The organism is Streptomyces caatingaensis (assembly GCF_001187435.1).
GTDB classification, from domain to species: Bacteria; Actinomycetota; Actinomycetes; order Streptomycetales; family Streptomycetaceae; genus Streptomyces; species Streptomyces caatingaensis.
This window is the reverse complement of record NZ_LFXA01000002.1, coordinates 710377-729716: the sequence shown is the minus strand read 5'-3', so window position 1 is coordinate 729716 and position 19340 is coordinate 710377. Positions and strand designations below refer to the sequence as shown.

Here is a 19340-nt window from a genome sequence, read left to right as displayed (position 1 = left end):
CCGGCCGGGGGGTTCGCCCCGGCCCCTCGCCCGGAGGGGACAAACCCGGCCCGGCCGGCCGCCGCCCGGCCGTCGTATGCTCGCCGCCATGCCCACCCCACCCCCCGCCCCCGGCCGAGACCGCGGCGACGCCTGCCCGGGCGCGCTCCGGCTGCACGCCGCGGACGACGGCGCACTCGCCCGGATCCGGCTGCCCGGCGGCAGGCTGACGAGCCGTCAGGCACATGAGATCGGCACCCTCGCCGAGGAGTTGGGCGACGGGCACCTCGACCTCACCTCGCGCGGCAACGTCCAGCTGCGCGGCCTCGCCGCGACCTGCGGCGCCGCCCTCGGCGAGCGGCTGCGGGCCGCCGGCCTCCTCCCCTCCGACCGGCACGAGCGCGTACGGAACGTCGTCGTCTCGCCGCTGTCCGGCCTGGACGGGAAAGGCGCGGCGGACGTGGGGAGTTGGGCTCGCGAGCTGGACGCGCTGCTGTGCGCGGAGCCCGCGGCGGCCGGCCTCTCGGGCCGCTTCCTCTTCGGCCTCGACGACGGCCGCGGCGACATCACGGCCCTCGCTCCCGATGTGACATTGATCGCAGCGGAGGGCGGCGGAGCCGTCCTGACGTACGGCGCGGACGAGGACGCGCTGCGGGTCCCCGCCGGGCACGCCCCCCGCGCCGCCCTCCTCGCCGCCCTCCACTTCCTCGACACCGCGCGCCGGCACGGCGTCGCCGCCTGGCGGGTACGCGAACTGCCGGAAGGCGAGCGCCCGGCCCTGGCCGGCCGGCTCGTCGCCGCCGGCGTGCCCGCCACCCCCGTACGGCGGGAACCGCGGCCCGCGGCCGGGCCGCCCGTCCCCGGCCCGGTCACCGGCCCGGAAGGCCGTACGGCCCTGTGCGTGGACGCGCCCCTGGGCCGGCTGACGGTGGCGCAGTGGCGGCTGCTCGCCCGTACCGCCGCCGAGGCGGGCTCCGGGGAGCTGCGCGTGACACCCTGGCGCGGGATCGTCGTGCCCGGTCCGGACGCCGGGAACGCCGCGGACGCCGGGGAGCGGCTCGCGGCGCTGGCCGCGGCGGGCCTGGTGACCGACCCCGCCTCGCCCTGGCACGGCGCGGGCGCCTGCGCCGGCCGCCCGGGCTGCGCCAAGTCCCGCGCGGATGTGCGCGCCGACGCGGGCGCCGCGCTCGCGGGCGCGCGCCCTGTCCCCGCCGGGGCCCTGCCGGTGTACTGGTCGGGGTGCGAACGGCGCTGCGGCCGCCCCGGCTCCGGCCGCTGGGTCGACGTCCTGGCCACCGGCGGGGACGGCGACGGCGGCGGATACCGGGTCACCGTCCGGGACGGAGCACGCGAGATCCCCGCGCCGGCGGACGTCGCCGCCGCGCGTACCACCACGACGTGACAGCAAGCAGCAAGTCCAGCAAGCGAGGCAGAGGCCCTGTGTTCGACTACGACAAGGACGGCGCGTCCATCTACCGCCAGTCCTTCGCCACCATCCGCGCCGAGGCCGACCTCGGCGGCCTGCCGCCGGACGTCTCCCGGGTGGCGGTGCGCATGATCCACGCGTGCGGGATGACCGACCTCGTGAAGGACCTGGCGTACTCGCCGGGTGTGGTGGCCCGCGCCCGCGAGGCGCTGCTGGCCGGCGCGCCGGTGCTGTGCGACGCGAACATGGTCGCCAGCGGCGTCACCCGCAAGCGGCTGCCGGCGGACAACGAGGTGCTGTGCACGCTCGCCGACCCGGCCGTCCCGGAGCTGGCGCGGCGCATGGGCACGACGCGCAGCGCCGCCGCGCTGGAGCTGTGGCGGGAGAAGCTGGACGGCGCGGTGGTGGCGGTCGGCAACGCCCCGACGGCGCTGTTCCGGCTGCTGGAGATGGTCGCGGAGGGGGCGCCCCGCCCGGCGGCCGTGCTCGGCATCCCGGTCGGTTTCATCGGCGCGGCCGAGTCCAAGGACGCGCTGGCCGAGAGCCCCCTGGGGCTGGAGTATCTGGTGGTGCGCGGGCGGCGCGGCGGCAGCGCCATGGCCGCGGCCGCGATCAACGCGATAGCGAGCGAGGAAGAGTGAGCGAGCAGCAGACTTCGACGACCGGCCGGCTGTACGGGGTGGGGCTGGGCCCCGGCGACCCGTCGCTGATGACGGTGCGGGCCGTCGAGTGCATCGCCGCGGCCGACGTCGTCGCGTACCACAGCGCCCGGCACGGCCGCAGCATCGCGCGCTCCATCGCCGAACGGCACCTGCGGGCGGACCACATCGAGGAGGCGCTGGTCTACCCGGTCACCACGGAGACCACCGACCACCCCGGCGGCTACCGCGGGGCGATCGAGGAGTTCTACGAGGAGGCCGCCGCCCGGCTGGCCGCGCACCTGGACGCGGGCCGTTCGGTCGCGGTGCTGGCCGAGGGCGACCCGCTCTTCTACAGCTCGTACATGCACATGCACAAGCGGCTCGCGCACCGCTACCCGACGGAGGTCGTCCCCGGCGTCACCTCGGTCAGCGCGGCGGCGGCCCGGCTGGGCGAACCGCTGGTGGAGGGCGAGGAGATCCTCACCGTCCTGCCGGGCACACTGCCCGAGGAGGAGCTGGCCGCGCGCCTGGCCGCCACCGACTCCGCGGTGGTGATGAAGCTCGGCCGCACCTTCCCGGCGGTGCGCGGCGCGCTGGAGCGGTCCGGCCGGCTGGACGAGGCGCGGTACGTCGAGCGCGCCACGATGAGCGGCGAACGCACCGGCCGGCTCGCGGAGATCGACCCGGAGTCGGTGCCGTACTTCTCGGTGGCCGTGCTGCCGAGCCGCGTGGACGCCGCGCCGGCGCCGGCGGAGCGCGGGGAGGTCGTGGTCGTCGGCCTCGGCCCGGCGGGCCCGCGGTGGCTCACCCCCGAGGCGCGCGGTGAACTGGCCGCGGCCGAGGACGTGGTGGGCTACACCACTTACGTGGACCGCGTGCCGGTCCGCCCCGGCCAGCGCCGCCACCCGTCGGACAACAAGGTGGAGTCGGAGCGCGCCGAGTTCGCCCTCGACCTGGCCCGGCAGGGCCGCCGCGTCGCCGTCGTCTCCTCCGGCGACCCGGGCGTCTTCGCGATGGCCACGGCCGTGCTGGAGGTGGCCTCGGAAGGCCCCTACCGCGACGTGCCGGTGCGGATCGTGCCCGGCATGACCGCCGCGCACGCGGCCGCGTCGCGCGCGGGCGCGCCGCTGGGCCACGACTACGCGGTGGTGTCGCTGTCCGACCGGCTCAAGCCGTGGGAGGTCATCGCCGGCCGGCTGCGGGCCGCCGCCGGGGCCGATCTGGTGCTCGCGCTGTACAACCCCGGTTCGCGCAGCCGCACATGGCAGGTGGGCAAGGCCCGCGACCTGCTGCTGGAGCACCGCTCGCCGGGGACGCCGGTGGTGGTCGCCCGGGACGTCGGCGGCCCGGAGGAGAGCGTCCGCGTCGTACGGCTCGGCGAACTCGACCCGGAGCAGGTGGACATGCGCACGGTCCTCATCGTGGGCTCCTCGCAGACCCGGGCGGTGCGCCGGGGCGGGGACGCCGGCGAGGAGATCGTGTGGACGCCCCGCAGGTATCCGGAGGCGTGACGGACGGCGGCCGGGGCGTCTCCGGGCGCCCCGGCCGACTCCCCCGCCGTGCGGCGGCGTTGGTGATCCGGGTTCCGCTCATCGGGTGGTTTCGTCCCGTGGCCGGGGCCGCGTCCCCGCCGGGGGTCGGTAGAACTCGGTCCCGACCGTTCCGCCGGACGAGGACGAAGGGCCCGGCATGCCCGACGAGACCGTGTTCCAGTCGCACCTGGGCGGCTTCGCCTACCGGTGCCGGGTCGTGCCCTGCCGGGGCCGGCCGGCCCTGGAGCCGGTGCTGTTCCTCGGCGGCGCCTTCCAGGACATGTACGCCTGGCGGCGGCACGAGGCGGAGCTCGCCCCGCACGCGACAGTCGTCACCCTCGACCTGCCGGGCTGGGGCGGCGCGGAACCCCTCCCGCCGTCCTACGGCGTGGACTTCCTCGCCCGCGCCGCCGGACTCGCCCTGGACCGGGCCGGGTTCACCCGCTGGAACCTCGTGGGCGCCTCCTACGGCGCCCTGATCGGCCACCGGCTCGTCCAGCTCCGGCCGCGCGGCGTGGTGCGCGCCGCGTTCAGCGGGGTCGCGGGCAGCCCCTCGCCGCTGGAGATCGCGCGGCTGCGGGCCTGCGCGGAGCTGCTGCGCGACGGGCGGCCCGCCCGGTTCGCGGAGGAGGTCACGGCCCACCTGCTGTGCGCGGACCCGGCGCGGCGGGTGCGGCGCCGCGAGGCCGTCCGCCGCGTCCTCTTCTCCCAGCTGGCCGGCGCCGCCCCGCAGGAGCGCCGCAAGATGCTGGGCAACCTCCAACGCCTGTGGTCCACCCGGATCTTCCACCCCGGGCCGCCGCCGGCCGTGCCGACCCTGGTCTTCACCGGCGAGCACGACACGGTGACGCCGCCCGCCGCCGGTCGGCGGTTCGCGGCCGGCTATCCCCGGGGCACCTTCGTCACCGTCCGGGAGGCCGACCACGTCGTCCACCTCGAACGCGACCGGGAGTACAGCGAGTTGCTCCTCGCCCACTTCCGGGGCGAGGAGGCGGCCCGGCTCCCGTTCTGCCGTCCGTACGTGCCCCCGGCGGCGGCCTGAGCGGGCCGTCCCGGTGGGGCTACGCCCGGCCCGCGGCCATGTCCATCAGCCGGGACAGGACGCGTTCGCCGTCGGCGCGGATGCCGTCGTGCTCCCACTCGTTGGTGACCCAGGCCCGTACGGAGCCGACCTCGCGGGCGGTGCGCAGGGAGAGGCCGGCGTCCACGTACACGTCGTCGTGGTAGACGACCGCCGCGACCGGGACCTCGTTGGCGGCGAGCCGGGCCGGGTCGTACAGCGGCGGCCAGGCGTCGTGCCGCGCCAGCAGCTCGGCGGCCCCGGCGAACGGCCGCAGCCCGGCGATCTCCCGGAACATCCACGGGTAGATCATCTCGGCGGTGAGCAGCAACGGGTCGGCGTCCTCGGCGAATTCCGCCCGCTCCGCGAGGGCGCGGGACGCCGCCCACGCGGTGGGCCGCCCGCCGCCCTGTCCGTAGATGCTCTCCTGGAGGACGGCGTAGAGGGGGTTGTCGGTGAAGCCGGTGAGGGCGGCGGCCTGGTGGAGGAAGGTGTCCGTGGGCTCGCCGTCGGCGTCGAGGGCCTCGTCGAGCAGCCAGTGCAGGCGCTCGAAGCCGTCGCCCATGCCGAGGCACAGCCCCAGGCTGCGCAGCCGGCCGACGGTGAGGCGGTCGCCGTCGGGCAGGCGCACGTCCCGCGCGGCGAGCAGGTCGGCGAGGCGGCGCAGGAGGACGGCGTCGTCGGGGTAGCGGTCGTAGAACTCCAGGACGCGGTCGCGCACGCGCGGGTAGGTGCGGGCGTAGATCTCGTCGGCAGTGGCGGTCAGACCGGGCAGGCCGCCCGCGACGTAGCAGGCCCGCAGCCCGTGCGGCGCCTGCGAGAGGTAGGTGAGGGTGAGGAACCCGCCGTAGCTCTGGCCGAGCGTCTCCCAGGGCTCGTCCCCGCACAGCCGGCGGCGGATGTGCTCGGCGTCCGCGACGATGGAGTCGGCGCGGAAGTGGGTGAGGTACGCGGCGAGTTCGGCGGGACCGGTGAAGCGGGCGGCCGCGCGGGCGGTGACGGGGGTGGAGCGGCCGGTGCCGCGCTGGTCGAGGAGCAGGACGCGGTGGGTCTTCAGCGCGCGGTTCAGCCAGTTCGGCGAACCGGCGGACGGGCGGGGGGACTTGCCGCCGGGGCCGCCCTGGAGGAACAACAGCCAGGGCAGTTCCTCGCCGGCGCGCGCGGGGTCGGCGACCTCGCGGGCGAAGACCTGGATGCGGGGGCCGTCCGGCGCGGCGTGGTCGAGGGGGACGTCGAAGACGTGGTCGCGGCAGGCGTGGGCGGGGTTCACGGGTCGGCGCTCGCTTTCGTCGGGCGGTTCCCGCCGGCGGCGCTCGCACGGCCGGGGCACCGGTCCGAACGTCCCCGGGCCGGGCGGGCGTTGGGGCGGATCCCGGTCGTGGTCCGCCGGTGCCATGTCACATTACTACGGCCCGCCCGGGGCGCCGGCGGGCGTCCGGGCCGCACCCCGCCCCGCGCACCCACTCCACGGCCTCCGCCACCCCCGCCGCCACCGGCACGCCCTCCGGCGGCGGCGGACGGCGGACGACCACGACCGGGATGCCGGCGTCCCGCGCCGCGGTCAGCTTCGCGGCCGTCGCCGCCGCGCCGCTGTCCTTGGTGACGAGGACGTCGACGCGGTGGCGGCGGAGCAGCGCGCGCTCGCCCTCGACCGTGAAGGGCCCCCGGGCGAGCACGACCTCCATGCGGGGCGGCACCGGCGGAAGGGGGGCGTCCACCGAGCGGACCAGGAACCACATACCCTCGAGGTGCGCGAAGGCGCCGAGTCCCATGCGGCCGGTGGTCAGGAACGCCCGCTCGCCGAGGGACGGCAGCAGCCGGGCCGCCCCCTCCAGGGAGTCCACCGACCGCCAGTCGTCGCCCGGGCCCGCGACCCACCCGGGCCGGCGCAGGGCGAGCAGGGGAACATGGACCTCGGCGGCGGCCTTCGCCGCGTTGGAACTGATCGTGTCGGCGAAAGGATGCGTGGCGTCGATGAGCGCGTCGACGTGCTGCTCGCGCAGCCACCGGGCGAGGCCCCCGGGCCCCCCGAACCCCCCGATCCGCACCTGCCCCGCCGGCAGCCGCGGCTCGGCGACGCGCCCGGCGAGGGAACTGGTCACCCGCAGGGCCGGGTCCGCGTCCAGCAGGGCCGCGAGCCGCCGGGCCTCCGTCGTGCCGCCCAGGATCAGGATGTGGCGCTCGCCGCTCACCGGCCGCCCTTCCGTGCGTCGTTCCCACCGCCGCGGGAGCGCGGCGGCGTGACGGAGACGAAAGCACCGGGCGGGCGGTCGGCGCAACTCGCGCGCACCGGGCTGCGGCACGGCTGGACGACGGGGGCGTGCGCGACGGCGGCGACCACCGCCGCGTACACGGCGCTGCTCACCGGCGAGTTCCCCGACCCGGTGACGATCACCCTGCCCAAGGGGCAGACGCCGGCGTTCGCGCTCGCGGCGGAGGAGCTGGCCGGCGGGCACGCCATGGCCGGGATCGTGAAGGACGCGGGCGACGACCCCGACGTCACCCACGGCGCCCTGATCCGCTCCACGGTGCGCCTCCTGCCGCCCGGTGCGGGGGTGGTCTTCCGGGCCGGTCCCGGCGTGGGCACGGTCACCCGGCCCGGACTGCCGCTGCCGGTCGGCGAGCCGGCGATCAACCCGGTGCCGCGCCGGATGATGACCGACCACGTCACCGAGGCGGCCGCCCGGCACGGCGGCACGGGCGACGTGGAGATCACCGTCTCGGTCGACCACGGCGAGGAGATCGCCCGCTCGACCTGGAACGGCCGCCTGGGCATCCTCGGCGGGATCTCCATCCTGGGCACCACGGGCATCGTCGTCCCCTACTCCTGCTCGGCCTGGATCGACAGCATCCGGCGCGGCGTGGACGTGGCCCGCGCGGCGGGCCGCACGCACGTCGCGGGCTGCACGGGCTCGACGTCGGAGAAGGTCGCGGTGGCCGTGCACGGCCTGCCCGAGGACGCCCTGCTCGACATGGGCGACTTCGCGGGCGCGGTGCTGAAGTACATCCGCCGCCACCCGGTGGACCGGCTGACCGTGGCGGGCGGCTTCGCGAAGCTGTCGAAGCTGGCCGCCGGCCATCTGGACCTGCACTCCTCCCGCTCGCAGGTCGACAAGGGCTTCCTCGCCGAACTGGCCCGCCGCGGCGGCGCGGACGAGGTGCTGGCGGCCGAGGTCGCCGCGGCCAACACCGGCCTGGACGCCCTCCAGCGCTGCGCCGCGCGCGGCGTCCCGCTCGGCGACCTGGTCGCCGCGACGGCGCGGGACGAGGCGCTGGCCGTGCTGCGCGGCGCGCCCGTGGCGGTGGACGTGATCTGCATCGACCGGGCCGGTACCGTCGTCGGCCGCGCGGAGCCGCGCGGCCCCTCCAGGAAGGGCTGAACCGTGCGCATCGACCGCCTCGACCACCTCGTCCTCACCGTGGCCGACCCCGACGCGACCGTCGACTTCTACACGCGGGTCCTCGGTATGACCCCGGTGACCTTCCGGGGCGGCCGCCGGGCCCTCGCCTTCGGCAACAGCAAGATCAATCTGCATGAGGCGGGCCGGGAGTTCGAGCCGAAGGCCCACCGGCCGACGCCGGGCAGCGCGGACCTGTGCCTGGTCGTGGACGAGCCGCTGGAGACCGTCGTCGCCGAACTGGCCCGGCACGGCGTGCCGGTGGAGGAGGGCCCGGTCGAACGCACCGGCGCCGAGGGGCCGATCGTCAGCGTCTACGTGCGCGACCCGGACGGGAACCTGATCGAGCTCAGCAACTACCCGGCGTGAGCGGCCCCTTCGCAGACGGTCACTTCACGGACAGTCACTTCTCCGGAGGGCCGAGCGTGTCGAGGCTCGGCCGGATCGCCGCCGCGGCCGCGGCGGCGGCCGCCGCCTCGTCGCCCGCCTCGATCGCCGCGAGCAGCGCCTCGTGCGGCCCGTCCCCGCTCTCCGGCACCGTGTCCTGGCTGCGCAGCGTGTGCAGGCTGTCGCGCAGCCGCCCGACGAAGAAGCGGTAGAACTCCAGCAGCACGCTGTTGCCCGCCGCCTCGACCACCGCCAGGTGGTACGCGGCGTCGGCCCGCGCGAACTCCTGCGGGCCCGCGGCGCGGTTGCGGTCGCCCAGCAGGGTGCGCAGCCGTTCCACGTCGGCGTCGGTGCGCCGGGCCGCCGCGAGCCGGGCCGCCTGGACGTCCAGGCCGAGCTGGATCTCGAAGATCTCGCGCACCTCCGCCATCCCGACGCGGCGCAGCAGGGGGGCCGGGTCGGCGGTGGAGATGACATATGTGCCGGCACCTTGCCGGGTTTCCAGCACTCCCAGGTGCACCAGGGCGCGCACCGCCTCGCGGACGACGGTGCGGCTCACCCCCAGCCGCTCGGTGAGCTCGTGCTCGGTCGGCAGCCGGTCACCGAGGGCCCACGTGCCCTTGGCCAGGGCTTCGTTGAGCTGGGCGATGACTTCCTCCACGGAGGATCTCCGGCCAATCGCGCGCACTGTGCGCTCCTTCCTCCCTTGCTGTCTCCCACCCGGCCAGTAGTAGAGTGACTGTCAGACATCAGTCATCATACAAATCTGGGGGTGGGACATGGGGTAGACCGCAGGACCGGGGCCCCTCGGGGGCCGTCCGGTGCCGCGGTCGACGTGTCCAACTCCAGGCCAGGCCCTACATCCATGCCGGTCGCACAGCCGGGTCCACCGCATCGTACGGGATGGGCCGGACCCGGCGTGCCCGCGGCCGGCCCTGCCGGACGGCGGCCTCCGGCCCGCCTCGGCGCGGCCCGTCCGCGCAGCAATCCGTGTATGCAGCACCCATCACCAGACCGTCCACAGTGGGAAACCAACGGGGAAGGCGTTTCATGCGTGCAGCGACCCTCGACCTCGCCACCCTGCCCGGCGCCCTTCGGGCCCGGGCCGGCGCACAGGCGGACTCCACCGCCGTCGTCGCCGGCGACGACAGCCTCACCTACCAGGAGCTCACCGAGCGAAGTACCCGGACGGCCGCCCTCCTGCACAGACTCGGCGTGCGCCGCGACGACCGCGTCGGCATCTTCGCCGACCCGTCCCTCGACCTCGTCGTCGGCGTCTGGGGCACCCTCGCCGCCGGCGGCGCCTATCTGCCGCTGTCCCCCGAGTACCCCGAGGAGCGGCTGCGGTACATCATCGAGGACGCCCGCGCGCGGGTCATCCTGTGCCGGCCGCAACTGACGGGCCGGCTGCGGGAACTCGCCCCGGCCGGCACCCGCGTCGTGACGCTCGACGAGGCGGCCGGCGAGGAGCCGGTCCTGCCCGACGAGGCGGGCCCGCGGCCCGACAGCCTCGCCTACGTCATCTACACCTCCGGCAGCACCGGCCGCCCCAAGGGCGTGATGGTCGAACACCGCAGCGTGGTCTCGCAGATGCGCTGGCTCGCCTCCGCCGGGCACCTGGACGACGACAGCGTCGTCCTCCAGAAGACCCCGATGAGCTTCGACGCGGCGCAGTGGGAGATCCTCTCCCCGGCCTGGGGCGCGCGCCTGGTCATGGGAGCCCCCGGCGTCTACCGCGACCCGGAGGGGCTGGTCGACACGATCGTCCGGCACGGTGTGACCACGCTCCAGGGCGTGCCCACCCTGCTCCAGGCCCTGGTCGACACCGAGCGGCTGGGCGGCTGCACCACGCTGACCCGGGTGTTCAGCGGCGGCGAGGCGCTGACGCGCTCGCTGGCGGGCGAATTACTCGCCGAACTGCCCGGCGTACGGCTGGTGAACCTGTACGGGCCCACCGAGTGCACCATCAACTCGTCCGCCCACACCGTCTCCCCCGCGACGCTGCACGACGAACCGGCCGTGATCCCCATCGGCACCCCGGTCGACGGCACCGGCTACCACATCCTCGACGAGGAGCGGCGCCCCGTCGGCCCCGGCGAGATCGGCGAACTGTACATCTCCGGCGTCCAGCTCGCCCGGGGCTATCTGCACCGCCCCGACCTGACCGAGGAGCGCTTCCTCCACCTCCCCCCGGCCCCCGGCGCGGAGCCGGTGCGGCTGTACCGGACGGGCGACCTGGCGCACCGGGACGCCGACGGCACCGTCCACTTCGCCGGACGGACCGACAGCCAGGTCAAGTTGCGCGGCTACCGCGTCGAGCTGGACGAGATCGCCCGCACCATCGAGGACCACGCCTGGGTCAAGCGGGCGGCCGTCGTCGTCAAGGACGACCCGCGCACCGGCTTCCAGAACCTGATCGCCGCCGTGGAGCTCAACCCCAAGGAAGCCGCCCTGATGGACCAGGGCAACCACGGCGCCCACCACCAGTCCAAGGCCAGCCGGCTCCAGGTCAAGGCCCAGCTCGCCAACCCCGGCCTGCGCGAGGACCACGAACTGGCCGGCCGCCCGCACGTCGACCTGCCGGGCCGGACGGCGGACGCGCGGATGCGCCGGGAGGTCTTCGCCCGCAAGACCTACCGCTTCTACGAGGGCGGCCCGGTCTCCCGGGCCGACGTCGTCAAGCTGCTGGACCAGGCCGCCGACGGCCCCGCCGCCGTCCGACCGCGCCGGCCCGGCGACCTGACGCTCGGCGAACTCGGCACGATCCTGCGGTGGTTCGGGCAGTTCCACAGCGAGGAGCGGCTGCTGCCCAAGTACGCCTACGCCTCGCCGGGCGCCCTGTACGCCACCCAGCTCTACCTGGAGGCCGAGGGCGTCGCCGGCCTGCGGGCGGGCCTGTACTACCACAACCCGCTCACCCACCGCCTCACGCTGGTCAGGGAGTTGGACGAGGGCGGGCCCGAGCGGCTGAAGGCGCACTTCATCGGCAAGCGGCGGGCGATCGAGCCGGTCTACCGCAACAACCTGCTGGAGGTCCTGGAGTTCGAGACGGGCCACATGGTCGGCCTGTTCGAACGAGTGCTGCCCGCCTACGGTCTGGCCATCCACCCCGACGGCCGGCGGCCGGAGCTCAAGCCGCTGTTCGACGTGGCCGACGAGGACCACTACCTGGGCTGCTTCGACATCCGCCGCGGTGACGGCCCGCGGCCGGAGGACCCCGTCGACCTCTATGTGCAGGCGCACCCCGGCAAGGTCGCGGACCTCCCGGCCGGCCAGTACCGCTACGTGTGCGGCGGCCTGGAGCGGGTCTCGGCCGAGCTGGTGCAGAAGAAGCACGTCATCGCGATCAACCAGGCCGTGTACGAGCGTGCCAGCATCGGCATCAGCGCCGTCAGCCGCGCCGCGGAGCCCTGGCTGGAGTACATCGTGCTCGGCAGGAAGCTCCACCACCTCCAGGCCAACGGGCTGGGCTTCGGCTTCATGTCCTCCGGCTACAGCTCCAAGAGCGGCAACCCGCTGCCCGCCGCGCGGCGCCTGGACGCGATCCTCACCGAACGCTCCCTGCCGACCGGGGCCTCCTACTTCTTCGTCGGCGGCCGCGTCGACGACGGGCAGCGGGCGAGCGAGGGCATGGGCGAGGACATCGTCCACATGAAGGGCCCCACCGAGATGATCAGGGACGACCTGATCGCGTACCTGCCCGACTACATGCTGCCGAACAAGGTCGTCGTGCTCGACGCGCTGCCGCAGACGGCCAACGGCAAGATCGACGTGAAGGCGCTCGCCGCCATGGAGCAGCTGACGCAGGGGCTGGAGCAGCGGGAGTTCGTGCCGCCGCGCACCGCCACCGAGCAGGCGCTCGCCGGGCTGTGGGGCGCCGCCCTGAAGTACGAGCCGGTCTCCAAGACGGACAACTTCTTCGAGAGCGGCGGCAACTCGCTGCTCGCCGTGACCCTCGTCAACCGCGTCAACCGGCACTTCGGCACCGCGCTGCCCGTGCAGGTCCTCTTCGAGACGCCCACCGTCGAGCAGCTCGCCCGCCGCATCGACGGCGGCGGCGCCGAGGAGTCGTCGCGCCTGGTGCGGCTGCACGCCAAGGGCGGCGAGGCGCCGGTCTTCTGCTGGCCCGGCCTCGGCGGCTACCCCATGAACCTCCAGCTCCTCGGCTCCCGCGTGGACCTCGGCCGGCCCTTCTACGGCATCCAGGCGCACGGCCTCAACGCCGGCGAGGAGCCGTATCCCACGATCCGGGAGATGGCCGCCGCCGACCTGGAGGAGATCCGGCGGATCCAGCCCGAGGGGCCGTACACGCTCTGGGGCTACTCCTTCGGCGCCAGGGTCGCCTTCGAGGCGGCCTGGCAGCTGGAGCAGGCCGGCGAGCGGGTGGAGAACCTGTTCCTGATCTGCCCCGGCAATCCCACGGTGCGGACGCGGGACGGCGAGCAGCACGACCGGACGGCCACCTACTGCAACCCCGCCTACCTGACGGTGCTGTTCTCGGTCTTCGCCGGCACCATCAGCGGTCCGGACGTCGACCGGTGCCTCGAATGCGTCAAGGACGAGGACGACTTCACGGAGTTCGTCCACGACCTGATACCGGCGCTGGACACGGAGCTGATCCGGAGGATCGTCCGCATGGTCGCGGAGACCTACGAATTCGACTACTCCTTCCGGGAACTGGCCGAGCGGAGCCTGCGGACACCGGTGACGCTCTTCAAGGCCGTGGGCGACGACTACTCGTTCATCGAGGGCAGTTCCGGCTACTCCGCCCTGCCGCCCGCCGTGATCGACCTCGCGGGCGACCACTACGGCGTCCTGAAGGAACACGGCGTGGGCGAACTGGTCTCGGCCATCCGCACCCGGCTCGGCCACTGACACCGGCCGTCGACACGTACCACCGACGAACGCACGACCCGATTCACGAGGAACGGCATGCCGCACATCAACATCAAGCACTTCCCGAAGGACTTCACCGGTGAGGAACGGGAACGGCTGGCCGAGTCGCTCACCGACGTGATCACCCGGCACTTCGGCGTGTCCGAGGACGCCGTCTCGGTGGCCCTGGAACCGGTGGAGCAGGCCGTCTGGAACGAGACGGTCCACGGACCGGAGATCACCGGGCGCCCGCATCTGCTGATCAAGCACCCGAACTACTGAAGGAGCACGTCATGACCGACTCCCTCGGACCGCGCCTCAAGGTCGGCGTCGTCGTCCCCGCCACCAACACCTCGATGCAGCCGGAACTGGAGGCGCTGCGGCCCGTCGGCGTCACCAACCACACCGGCCGCATGCTGACGGCCGACTACTCCCTCGTGGAGGGCATCGACACCCTGGTGGACGGCTACCGGGAATCGACCCGCAGGGCCATCGAGACGATCGTGCCCTGCAAGCCCGACACGATCGTGATCGGCTTCTCGCCGGAGATCTACTGGGACGGGCCGGAATCCCACGCCCCCGTGCTGAACTCCCTCAAGGAGGCCGCCGGCGGCCTGCCCGTCGTCATGAGCCCCGACGCGTTCGACGCCGCCCTGACGCTCCACCGGGCGCGCCGGGTCGCCGTCATCACGCCCTATCTCGCCGTCGGCGACGACTCGGTGAGCCGGTTCTTCACGGACAGCGGATACGACGTCGTCCGCGTCCAGGGGCTCGGGTGCAGCAGCCCGGAGAAGATCTCCCACGTGTCCGAGGCCGAACTCCGCGACGCGGTCAGGGAGATCGACGGGCCCGACGTCGACGCGATCGTGCAGGTCGGCACGAACGTTGCCATGGGGCGCGTCGCGGCCGCCGCCGAGGAATGGCTCGGCAAGCCGGTCGTCACCAACAACACGGTGCTGTACTGGCACGCCCTCCGGCAGAACGGAATCCCCGACCGGGTGCGCGGATTCGGCTCGTTGCTCGCCGAGCACTGAGCCGCGCGGCCCCGGCCGCGCGGAAAGCCGAGCAGAAACCGGGCGGGGATGGAGGATGTCCCCGCCCGGCGGTGACCGAGACAACTGGAGAATCGCCGTGAGTATTACCGGCAGCACCGGCAGCGGAAGGACCGCTCTGGACGGGGGAGGGATCCCGGTGGAGAACCGGATCCCGGTGTGGAGACTGCTGGCTTTCACCACAGCCGGCTTCCTCGCCATCATGACCGAGACGATGCCCGCGGGCCTGCTCCCCCAGATCGGCGACGGACTCGGCATCTCCGAAGGACTGGCGGGGCAGCTCGTCACGCTCTACGCCATCGGTTCCGTGGTGGCCGCGGTGCCCGTCATCGCCGCCACCCGCGGCATGCGGCGGCGGCCCCTGCTGCTGCTGGCCGTCGGCGGGCTCCTCGTCTTCAACACCGCGACGGCCCTGTCGAGCAGTTACGGCCTCACCCTGGTCGCCCGCTTCGTGGCGGGCATGGCGTCCGGGGTCATCTGGGGGCTGCTCGCCGGCTACGGCCGCCGTCTGGTGCCCGAGCACCTCCAGGGCCGGGCCCTGGCCATCGTCGGCGTCGGCCAGCCGATCGCCCTCACGCTCGGCGTCCCGCTGGGCACCTGGCTGGGCTCCCTCTTCGACTGGCGCGGCGTCTTCTGGGTCATGTCCGCCGTCGCGCTGCTGCTCATGCTCTGGGTGCGGGCGCTGGTGCCCGACTTCCCCGGGCAGACGGCCGCGGACCGGCGGCCCATCCGGGAGATCTTCGTCCTGCCCGGCGTCCGGCCGGTGCTCGGCGTGATGTTCCTGTGGATCCTCGCCCACAACATCCTCTACACCTACATCGCGCCCTTCCTGAAGGACGCCGGTCTCGGCGACCACGTCGACATCGCCCTCGGCGTCTTCGGCGCGTCCGCCATCCTCGGCATCTGGCTCACCGGCGTCCTCGTCGACCGGCTGCTGCGCGTCGTCACGCTCGCCAGCCTGGCCGGCTTCGCCTTCGCCGCCCTCCTGCTCGGCATCGCCGGCCACTCCGCGCCCCTCGTCTTCACCGGCATCGTCGCCTGGGGCGTCACCTTCGGCGGCGGTCCCACGCTGCTTCAGACGGCGATCGCCGACGCGGCCGGGGACGGGGCGGACGTCGCCCAGTCCATGTTCGTCACCGTCTTCAACCTCGCGGTCGCCGGGGGCGGCCTCGCCGGCGGCCTCCTCGTCGAGTCGGCCGGCGCCGGCGCGCTGCCGTGGGTCCTCCTGGTACTGGCCGTCCCCGCCCTCGCGGTCGTGACGGTCTCACGCCGCCACGGCTTCGCGCCGGGGGCGCGGGGGGCCGGGGGCGAGGACTGAGCGGGTGCCGGGCCGCGAAGGCGCACGGCGCGGTCAGGGGCTGCCCGCGCGGCTCACGCCCGTCCCCCTCGCAGCCCCCGCGAGGACCTGTGCAAGAAGCCACGTGAACAGGGACTTGGCAACTTCGACACCGCCCCCGGAGGCAGCTACCTTCACCTGGTCCTCGGCGACCGCCCACGGTCGCCACCGGGTCCCCACCGGGCACCCCCGTCCAGGGAGAAACGCATGCCCAGTCTTGCGCTGTACACGTTCGGCGTCCTGAAGTCGCCCCTCGCCGATCCCGCACCGCTCACGCACGAGTTCTACGAGATCGGCGAGGCCGTCTACCGGGAGATCAGCCGGTACCCCGGTTACCTCGCGCATGCCGAAGCGGCAGACGGTGACCGGGGCCTGCTCTTCGGGGCGGACTGGGGAGCGTGGGGGGAGTTCGCCGTACCGGCCTGGTACGACAAGGGCCGTACGGTGGAAACCACCGCGCTGGCGACGACCCTCTCGCTCTGGACCGGCCTGCGCCCCGCCTTCGAGGCCGTCTACACCGGTCTCCACCGCGGTGCTCTGAGCAGGCGTCACGACTGGTTCGAGAAGGCCGAGCAGCCGAACCACATGTTCTGGTGGGTTCCTGACGACGCGATACCCACCTGGCAGGACGGGGTCTCCAGGCTGGAGCACCTCCACGGCCACGGCCCCGCGCCGCACGCCTTCACCTTCCGCCACCCGTTCTCCCCGGACGGAACTCCGGCGGGAACCGACGGCATCGGGCGGAAGAGCGACCCGGTCCACTGACGAGGCGGGCGGACCTGTGGACGGCCCTCGGGGGTGGGGCTACCCCCCGGTCGGGCGTCGGGGCAGCCCGATGGCCGTCCCGCACGCCGGTTTCTAGGGTCGGGACGGACCGACGCCCCGCCCCTGGAGACCCATGCGCACCCCAGCCCTCGTCCTCTCGGCCGCCCTCCTCGCCGTCGCCGCCCCCGCCGCCCCGCCGGCCCACGCCTCCCCTCCGGGCGGCGCACTGCGCTGGGGGCCCTGTCCCGCCGCCGAGAAGGAGCTCGTCGCGGCGGGCGCGGAGTGCGGGCAGCTCGCCGTGCCCCTGGACTGGTCGGTCCCGGACGGCCGCACGATCCGCATAGCGGTCTCGCGCGTCAAGGCCAAGGACAGCGCCCACCGCCGCGGCGTCCTCCTCTCCAACCCGGGCGGCCCGGGAGGCGTGGGCCTCGCCAACACCCTCGCGCTCAAGCCCGCGTTGAAGGACGTGGCCGACCGCTACGACCTCATCGGCTTCGACCCCCGGTTCCTCGGCGCGAGCACCCCGGTCGACTGCGGCCCGGCCCCCGCGCCCGCCGAGCCCCGCCGGCGCACCACCCCGCGCCGCGACTTCGACGACGGGATCGCCCGCCACCGCGCGACGGCCGAGCGCTGCTTCGCCCACGGCGACAACGCGGCGCTCCTCCCCCACGCCTCCACCCGCAACGTCGCCCGCGACATGGACGCGATCCGTGCCGCCCTCGGCGAACGCCGGCTCTCGTACTACGGGGTGTCCTACGGCGCCGACCTGGGCGCGGTCTACGCGCAGCTGTTCCCGGGCCAGGTGGACCGTCTGGTCGTCGACTCGTCCACCGACCCGGACGCCACGCAGTACGAGCTGTTCCGGCGCGCCGGAAGACCGCTGGAGGCGGGCCTCGACGAGTGGGCCGCCTGGACGGCGCGGCGCGACAGCACGTACCGCCTCGGGCGCACCGCGCCGGCCGTGCGTGCCACGGTCGAGCGCCTGCTGGAGGGGGCCGAGCGGCGGCCCGTCCCGGTCGCCGGCACCCGCCTCGGCGCCCCGCTGATCCGGCTGTTCCTGCGGCAGTTCGTCCAGCGGCAGGAGGACGACGCGGCGCTCGCCCGCACGGTGCGCACCCTGGTGGACGCGGCGGACGGCAGGAAGGTGCGGCCCGACCCGGAGCTCGCCGGCATGCTGGCGTTCCTCAACTCCCCGGAAGGAGAGGCCTCGTTCACCGGCGGGGCGGTCTTCATGTGCGGGGACGGCGGCTGGCCCGCCGGCGGCTGGCCCGGACGGCCCGAGACCTACTGGCGGAACATCGACCGCAGCCGGGCCGCCGAGCCGGTCTTCGGCCCCCTGGTCAACGACATGACCGCGCCCTGCCCGTTCTGGAGGACGGCACCCCGCGAGCCCGGCACCCGGATCGCCAACTCCGTGCCCGTCCTGATGCTCCAGGCGGTCCGCGACAACAACGTCCCCTACGAGGGCGCCCTCGCCCTGCACCGGAAGCTCAGGGGCTCGCGCCTGGTGTCGGCGGACATCCGCTCGCACGGCGTCTACGGGCGCGGTGCCGAGGGCCACACCCCCGTCCCGTGCGCGGACCGGGCCGTCAACGACTACCTGCGCGGCGGCCCGCTCCCCGCCCGCGACCTGACCTGCCCGGGGGGAAAGCGATGACGCTCGCCAGGAGAACGGCCCTCGCGGCCGCCGCGACGGCCCTCGTCGCGGGCCCCGCGCCCCACGCCGCGGCGGCCGGCGACGCCCCGCTCCAGCGGGACGCGGACGCCGTCCGCGCCACCGGCGCCACGGGCGTCCTGGCCGAAGTGCGCACCGCCACGGGCCGGTTCGCGGCGCGCTCCGGCGTCGCCGGCCTCACGTCCGGCGGGCCCGTGCCGTGGGACGCGTACTACCGCATCGGCAGCGACACCAAGACCTTCACCGCCACCCTCGTCCTCCAACTCGCCGCCGAGCGGCGGCTGTCGCTCACCGACACCGTCGAGCGGTGGCTGCCCGGCCTGGTCCGGGGCAACGGCAACGACGGGCGCCGGATCACGCTGGTCAATCTGCTGCGCCACACCAGCGGCCTCAACGAGTACGTGGACGTGGGCGCGTTCACGCCGGAGGCCTACCGCGCGGCCCGCTTCCGGCCGCCCGTCGCGCCGGAGCGGCAGGTGGCGGCGGCGCTGCGCCGGCCGCCCGGGTGGCTGCCGCGCGCGGACCGCCCGGCGGAGGAACGGCGCTGGGGCTACTCCAACACCGACTACGTCCTGCTCGGCATGGTGCTGGAGAAGGCCGCGGGCCGTCCCTGGGCCGAGCTCCTGCACGACCGGATCATCGAACCGCTGGGCCTGCGGCGGACGTTCACCCCGGGCGGCTCGCCGTACGTCCCGCAGCCGACGGCCTCGGCGTACACCGAGTTCCCCGGGCACGCCCGCCCCGTCGACACCTCGCTGGCCGCCGGGGGCTGGGCGGACGGCGGGATCGTCAGCACCCCGCGGGACCTGACGGCGTTCCTGCGGGCCCTGCTGGGCGGCCGGCTGCTGCCCGCCGAGCAGGCGGCGGCGATGCGGCGGACGGTCCCCGCGGAGGGGTGGATCGACGCGCCGGGCGTCCGCTACGGGCTCGGCATCGCCTGGCGCCCGGTGCCCGGCACCCGTGCGGGGATCTGGTTCCACGGCGGTACGCACCTCGGCACCGTCTCCGAGAGCGGTGTCACCCCCGACGGCGCGCGGGCCGTGGCGGCCGCGGTCTTCACGCTGCGGACGGACACGAAGGGCCGGGAGGCCCAGGCCCGGGCGGCGCTGCGGCTGGTGGACCGGGCACTCGCCCGGCAGGACTGACGCTCGGAGGGGTCACTCCCACGAGGGGCGTGGGCGTTCTCGCGTGCGCTGTCCGGGTGACGGAACACC

16 protein-coding genes are annotated in these 19340 nt (G+C 74.7%); 13 read left to right on the top strand and 3 right to left on the bottom strand.

Annotation, left to right across the window (positions count from 1 at the left end):
- Positions 1–76: 76 nt before the first annotated feature.
- The 4 genes from cobG to AC230_RS03815 all read left to right on the top strand — a co-directional run bounded on the left by cobG (position 77) and on the right by AC230_RS03815 (position 4620).
- Positions 77–1381 carry a precorrin-3B synthase gene (gene cobG / locus AC230_RS03830; RefSeq protein WP_049714474.1) on the top strand — a complete coding sequence of 435 codons (1305 nt, stop codon included), beginning with the start codon at positions 77–79 and terminating at the stop codon, positions 1379–1381.
- A 38-nt stretch (positions 1382–1419) separates the two neighbouring features.
- A complete protein-coding gene (locus AC230_RS03825; RefSeq protein WP_049714473.1) occupies positions 1420–2046 on the top strand; it encodes a precorrin-8X methylmutase in 627 nt (208 codons plus the stop codon).
- Positions 2043–3557 (top strand): precorrin-2 C(20)-methyltransferase, encoded by a 1515-nt coding sequence (locus AC230_RS03820; protein ID WP_049714472.1) that lies wholly within the window; start codon positions 2043–2045, stop codon positions 3555–3557. The genes AC230_RS03825 and AC230_RS03820 overlap by 4 nt, the downstream gene beginning before the upstream one ends.
- Positions 3558–3735: 178 nt before the next feature.
- The gene (locus AC230_RS03815; RefSeq protein WP_049714471.1) at positions 3736–4620 is read left to right on the top strand and encodes an alpha/beta fold hydrolase; all 885 of its coding nucleotides are present in this window, start codon (positions 3736–3738) and stop codon (positions 4618–4620) included.
- 19 nt (positions 4621–4639) lie between these two features.
- On the opposite strand, the gene AC230_RS03810 is transcribed toward AC230_RS03815, so the two are convergent.
- The gene (locus AC230_RS03810; RefSeq protein WP_049714470.1) at positions 4640–5908 is read right to left on the bottom strand and encodes an alpha/beta fold hydrolase; all 1269 of its coding nucleotides are present in this window, start codon (positions 5906–5908) and stop codon (positions 4640–4642) included.
- Between the two features lie 127 nt (positions 5909–6035).
- Positions 6036–6830, bottom strand: coding sequence for a cobalt-precorrin-6A reductase (locus tag AC230_RS03805; RefSeq protein ID WP_049714469.1), 795 nt, complete (start codon positions 6828–6830; stop codon positions 6036–6038).
- A 48-nt stretch (positions 6831–6878) separates the two neighbouring features.
- Here AC230_RS03805 and AC230_RS03800 point away from each other — a divergent pair, with 48 nt between their 5' ends.
- Complete coding sequence (locus AC230_RS03800; RefSeq protein WP_049714999.1) at positions 6879–8018, top strand: cobalt-precorrin-5B (C(1))-methyltransferase; 1140 nt, start codon at positions 6879–6881, stop codon at positions 8016–8018.
- Between the two features lie 3 nt (positions 8019–8021).
- Positions 8022–8405, top strand: a complete 384-nt coding sequence (locus tag AC230_RS03795) for a VOC family protein (protein ID WP_049714468.1) — start codon at positions 8022–8024, stop codon at positions 8403–8405.
- A gap of 34 nt (positions 8406–8439) precedes the next feature.
- Here AC230_RS03795 and AC230_RS03790 read toward each other — a convergent pair whose 3' ends face one another.
- Entirely contained in the window at positions 8440–9111 is a 672-nt protein-coding gene (locus AC230_RS03790; protein WP_049714467.1) for a FadR/GntR family transcriptional regulator, read from the bottom strand.
- A gap of 362 nt (positions 9112–9473) precedes the next feature.
- On the opposite strand from AC230_RS03790, the gene AC230_RS03785 reads away from it, so the two are divergent.
- The 7 genes from AC230_RS03785 to AC230_RS03755 all read left to right on the top strand — a co-directional run bounded on the left by AC230_RS03785 (position 9474) and on the right by AC230_RS03755 (position 19271).
- On the top strand, positions 9474–13298 hold the full coding sequence (locus AC230_RS03785) for a non-ribosomal peptide synthetase family protein (protein ID WP_049714466.1): 3825 nt from the start codon (positions 9474–9476) through the stop codon (positions 13296–13298).
- Between the two features lie 57 nt (positions 13299–13355).
- The gene (pptA, locus tag AC230_RS31745; protein WP_049714465.1) at positions 13356–13580 is read left to right on the top strand and encodes a tautomerase PptA; all 225 of its coding nucleotides are present in this window, start codon (positions 13356–13358) and stop codon (positions 13578–13580) included.
- A gap of 11 nt (positions 13581–13591) precedes the next feature.
- Positions 13592–14332, top strand: coding sequence for a maleate cis-trans isomerase family protein (locus AC230_RS03775; protein ID WP_049714464.1), 741 nt, complete (start codon positions 13592–13594; stop codon positions 14330–14332).
- Positions 14333–14489: 157 nt separating this feature from the next.
- Positions 14490–15668: an MFS transporter gene (locus tag AC230_RS03770; RefSeq protein ID WP_241833062.1), complete on the top strand. Its 1179-nt coding sequence runs from the start codon at positions 14490–14492 to the stop codon at positions 15666–15668.
- Positions 15669–15893: 225 nt separating this feature from the next.
- Positions 15894–16451, top strand: a complete 558-nt coding sequence (locus AC230_RS03765; RefSeq protein ID WP_049714463.1) for a DUF3291 domain-containing protein — start codon at positions 15894–15896, stop codon at positions 16449–16451.
- 133 nt (positions 16452–16584) lie between these two features.
- On the top strand, positions 16585–18108 hold the full coding sequence (locus AC230_RS03760; protein WP_049714462.1) for an alpha/beta hydrolase: 1524 nt from the start codon (positions 16585–16587) through the stop codon (positions 18106–18108).
- Positions 18105–19271, top strand: a complete 1167-nt coding sequence (locus tag AC230_RS03755) for a serine hydrolase domain-containing protein (protein ID WP_049714461.1) — start codon at positions 18105–18107, stop codon at positions 19269–19271. Before AC230_RS03760 ends, AC230_RS03755 begins: the two co-directional genes overlap by 4 nt.
- Positions 19272–19340 lie beyond the last annotated feature (69 nt).

Excerpts from the sequence above, each read along its gene's own strand:
- AC230_RS03775 (WP_049714464.1), top strand. The coding sequence starts at position 13,592 with ATGACCGACTCCCTCGGACCGCGCCTCAAGGTCGGCGTCGTCGTCCCC.
- AC230_RS03785 (WP_049714466.1), top strand. The coding sequence starts at position 9,474 with ATGCGTGCAGCGACCCTCGACCTCGCCACCCTGCCCGGCGCCCTTCGG.
- cobG (WP_049714474.1), top strand. The coding sequence starts at position 77 with ATGCTCGCCGCCATGCCCACCCCACCCCCCGCCCCCGGCCGAGACCGC.
- pptA (WP_049714465.1), top strand. The coding sequence starts at position 13,356 with ATGCCGCACATCAACATCAAGCACTTCCCGAAGGACTTCACCGGTGAG.
- AC230_RS03765 (WP_049714463.1), top strand. The coding sequence starts at position 15,894 with ATGCCCAGTCTTGCGCTGTACACGTTCGGCGTCCTGAAGTCGCCCCTC.
- AC230_RS03755 (WP_049714461.1), top strand. The coding sequence starts at position 18,105 with ATGACGCTCGCCAGGAGAACGGCCCTCGCGGCCGCCGCGACGGCCCTC.
- AC230_RS03760 (WP_049714462.1), top strand. The coding sequence starts at position 16,585 with ATGCGCACCCCAGCCCTCGTCCTCTCGGCCGCCCTCCTCGCCGTCGCC.
- AC230_RS03815 (WP_049714471.1), top strand. The coding sequence starts at position 3,736 with ATGCCCGACGAGACCGTGTTCCAGTCGCACCTGGGCGGCTTCGCCTAC.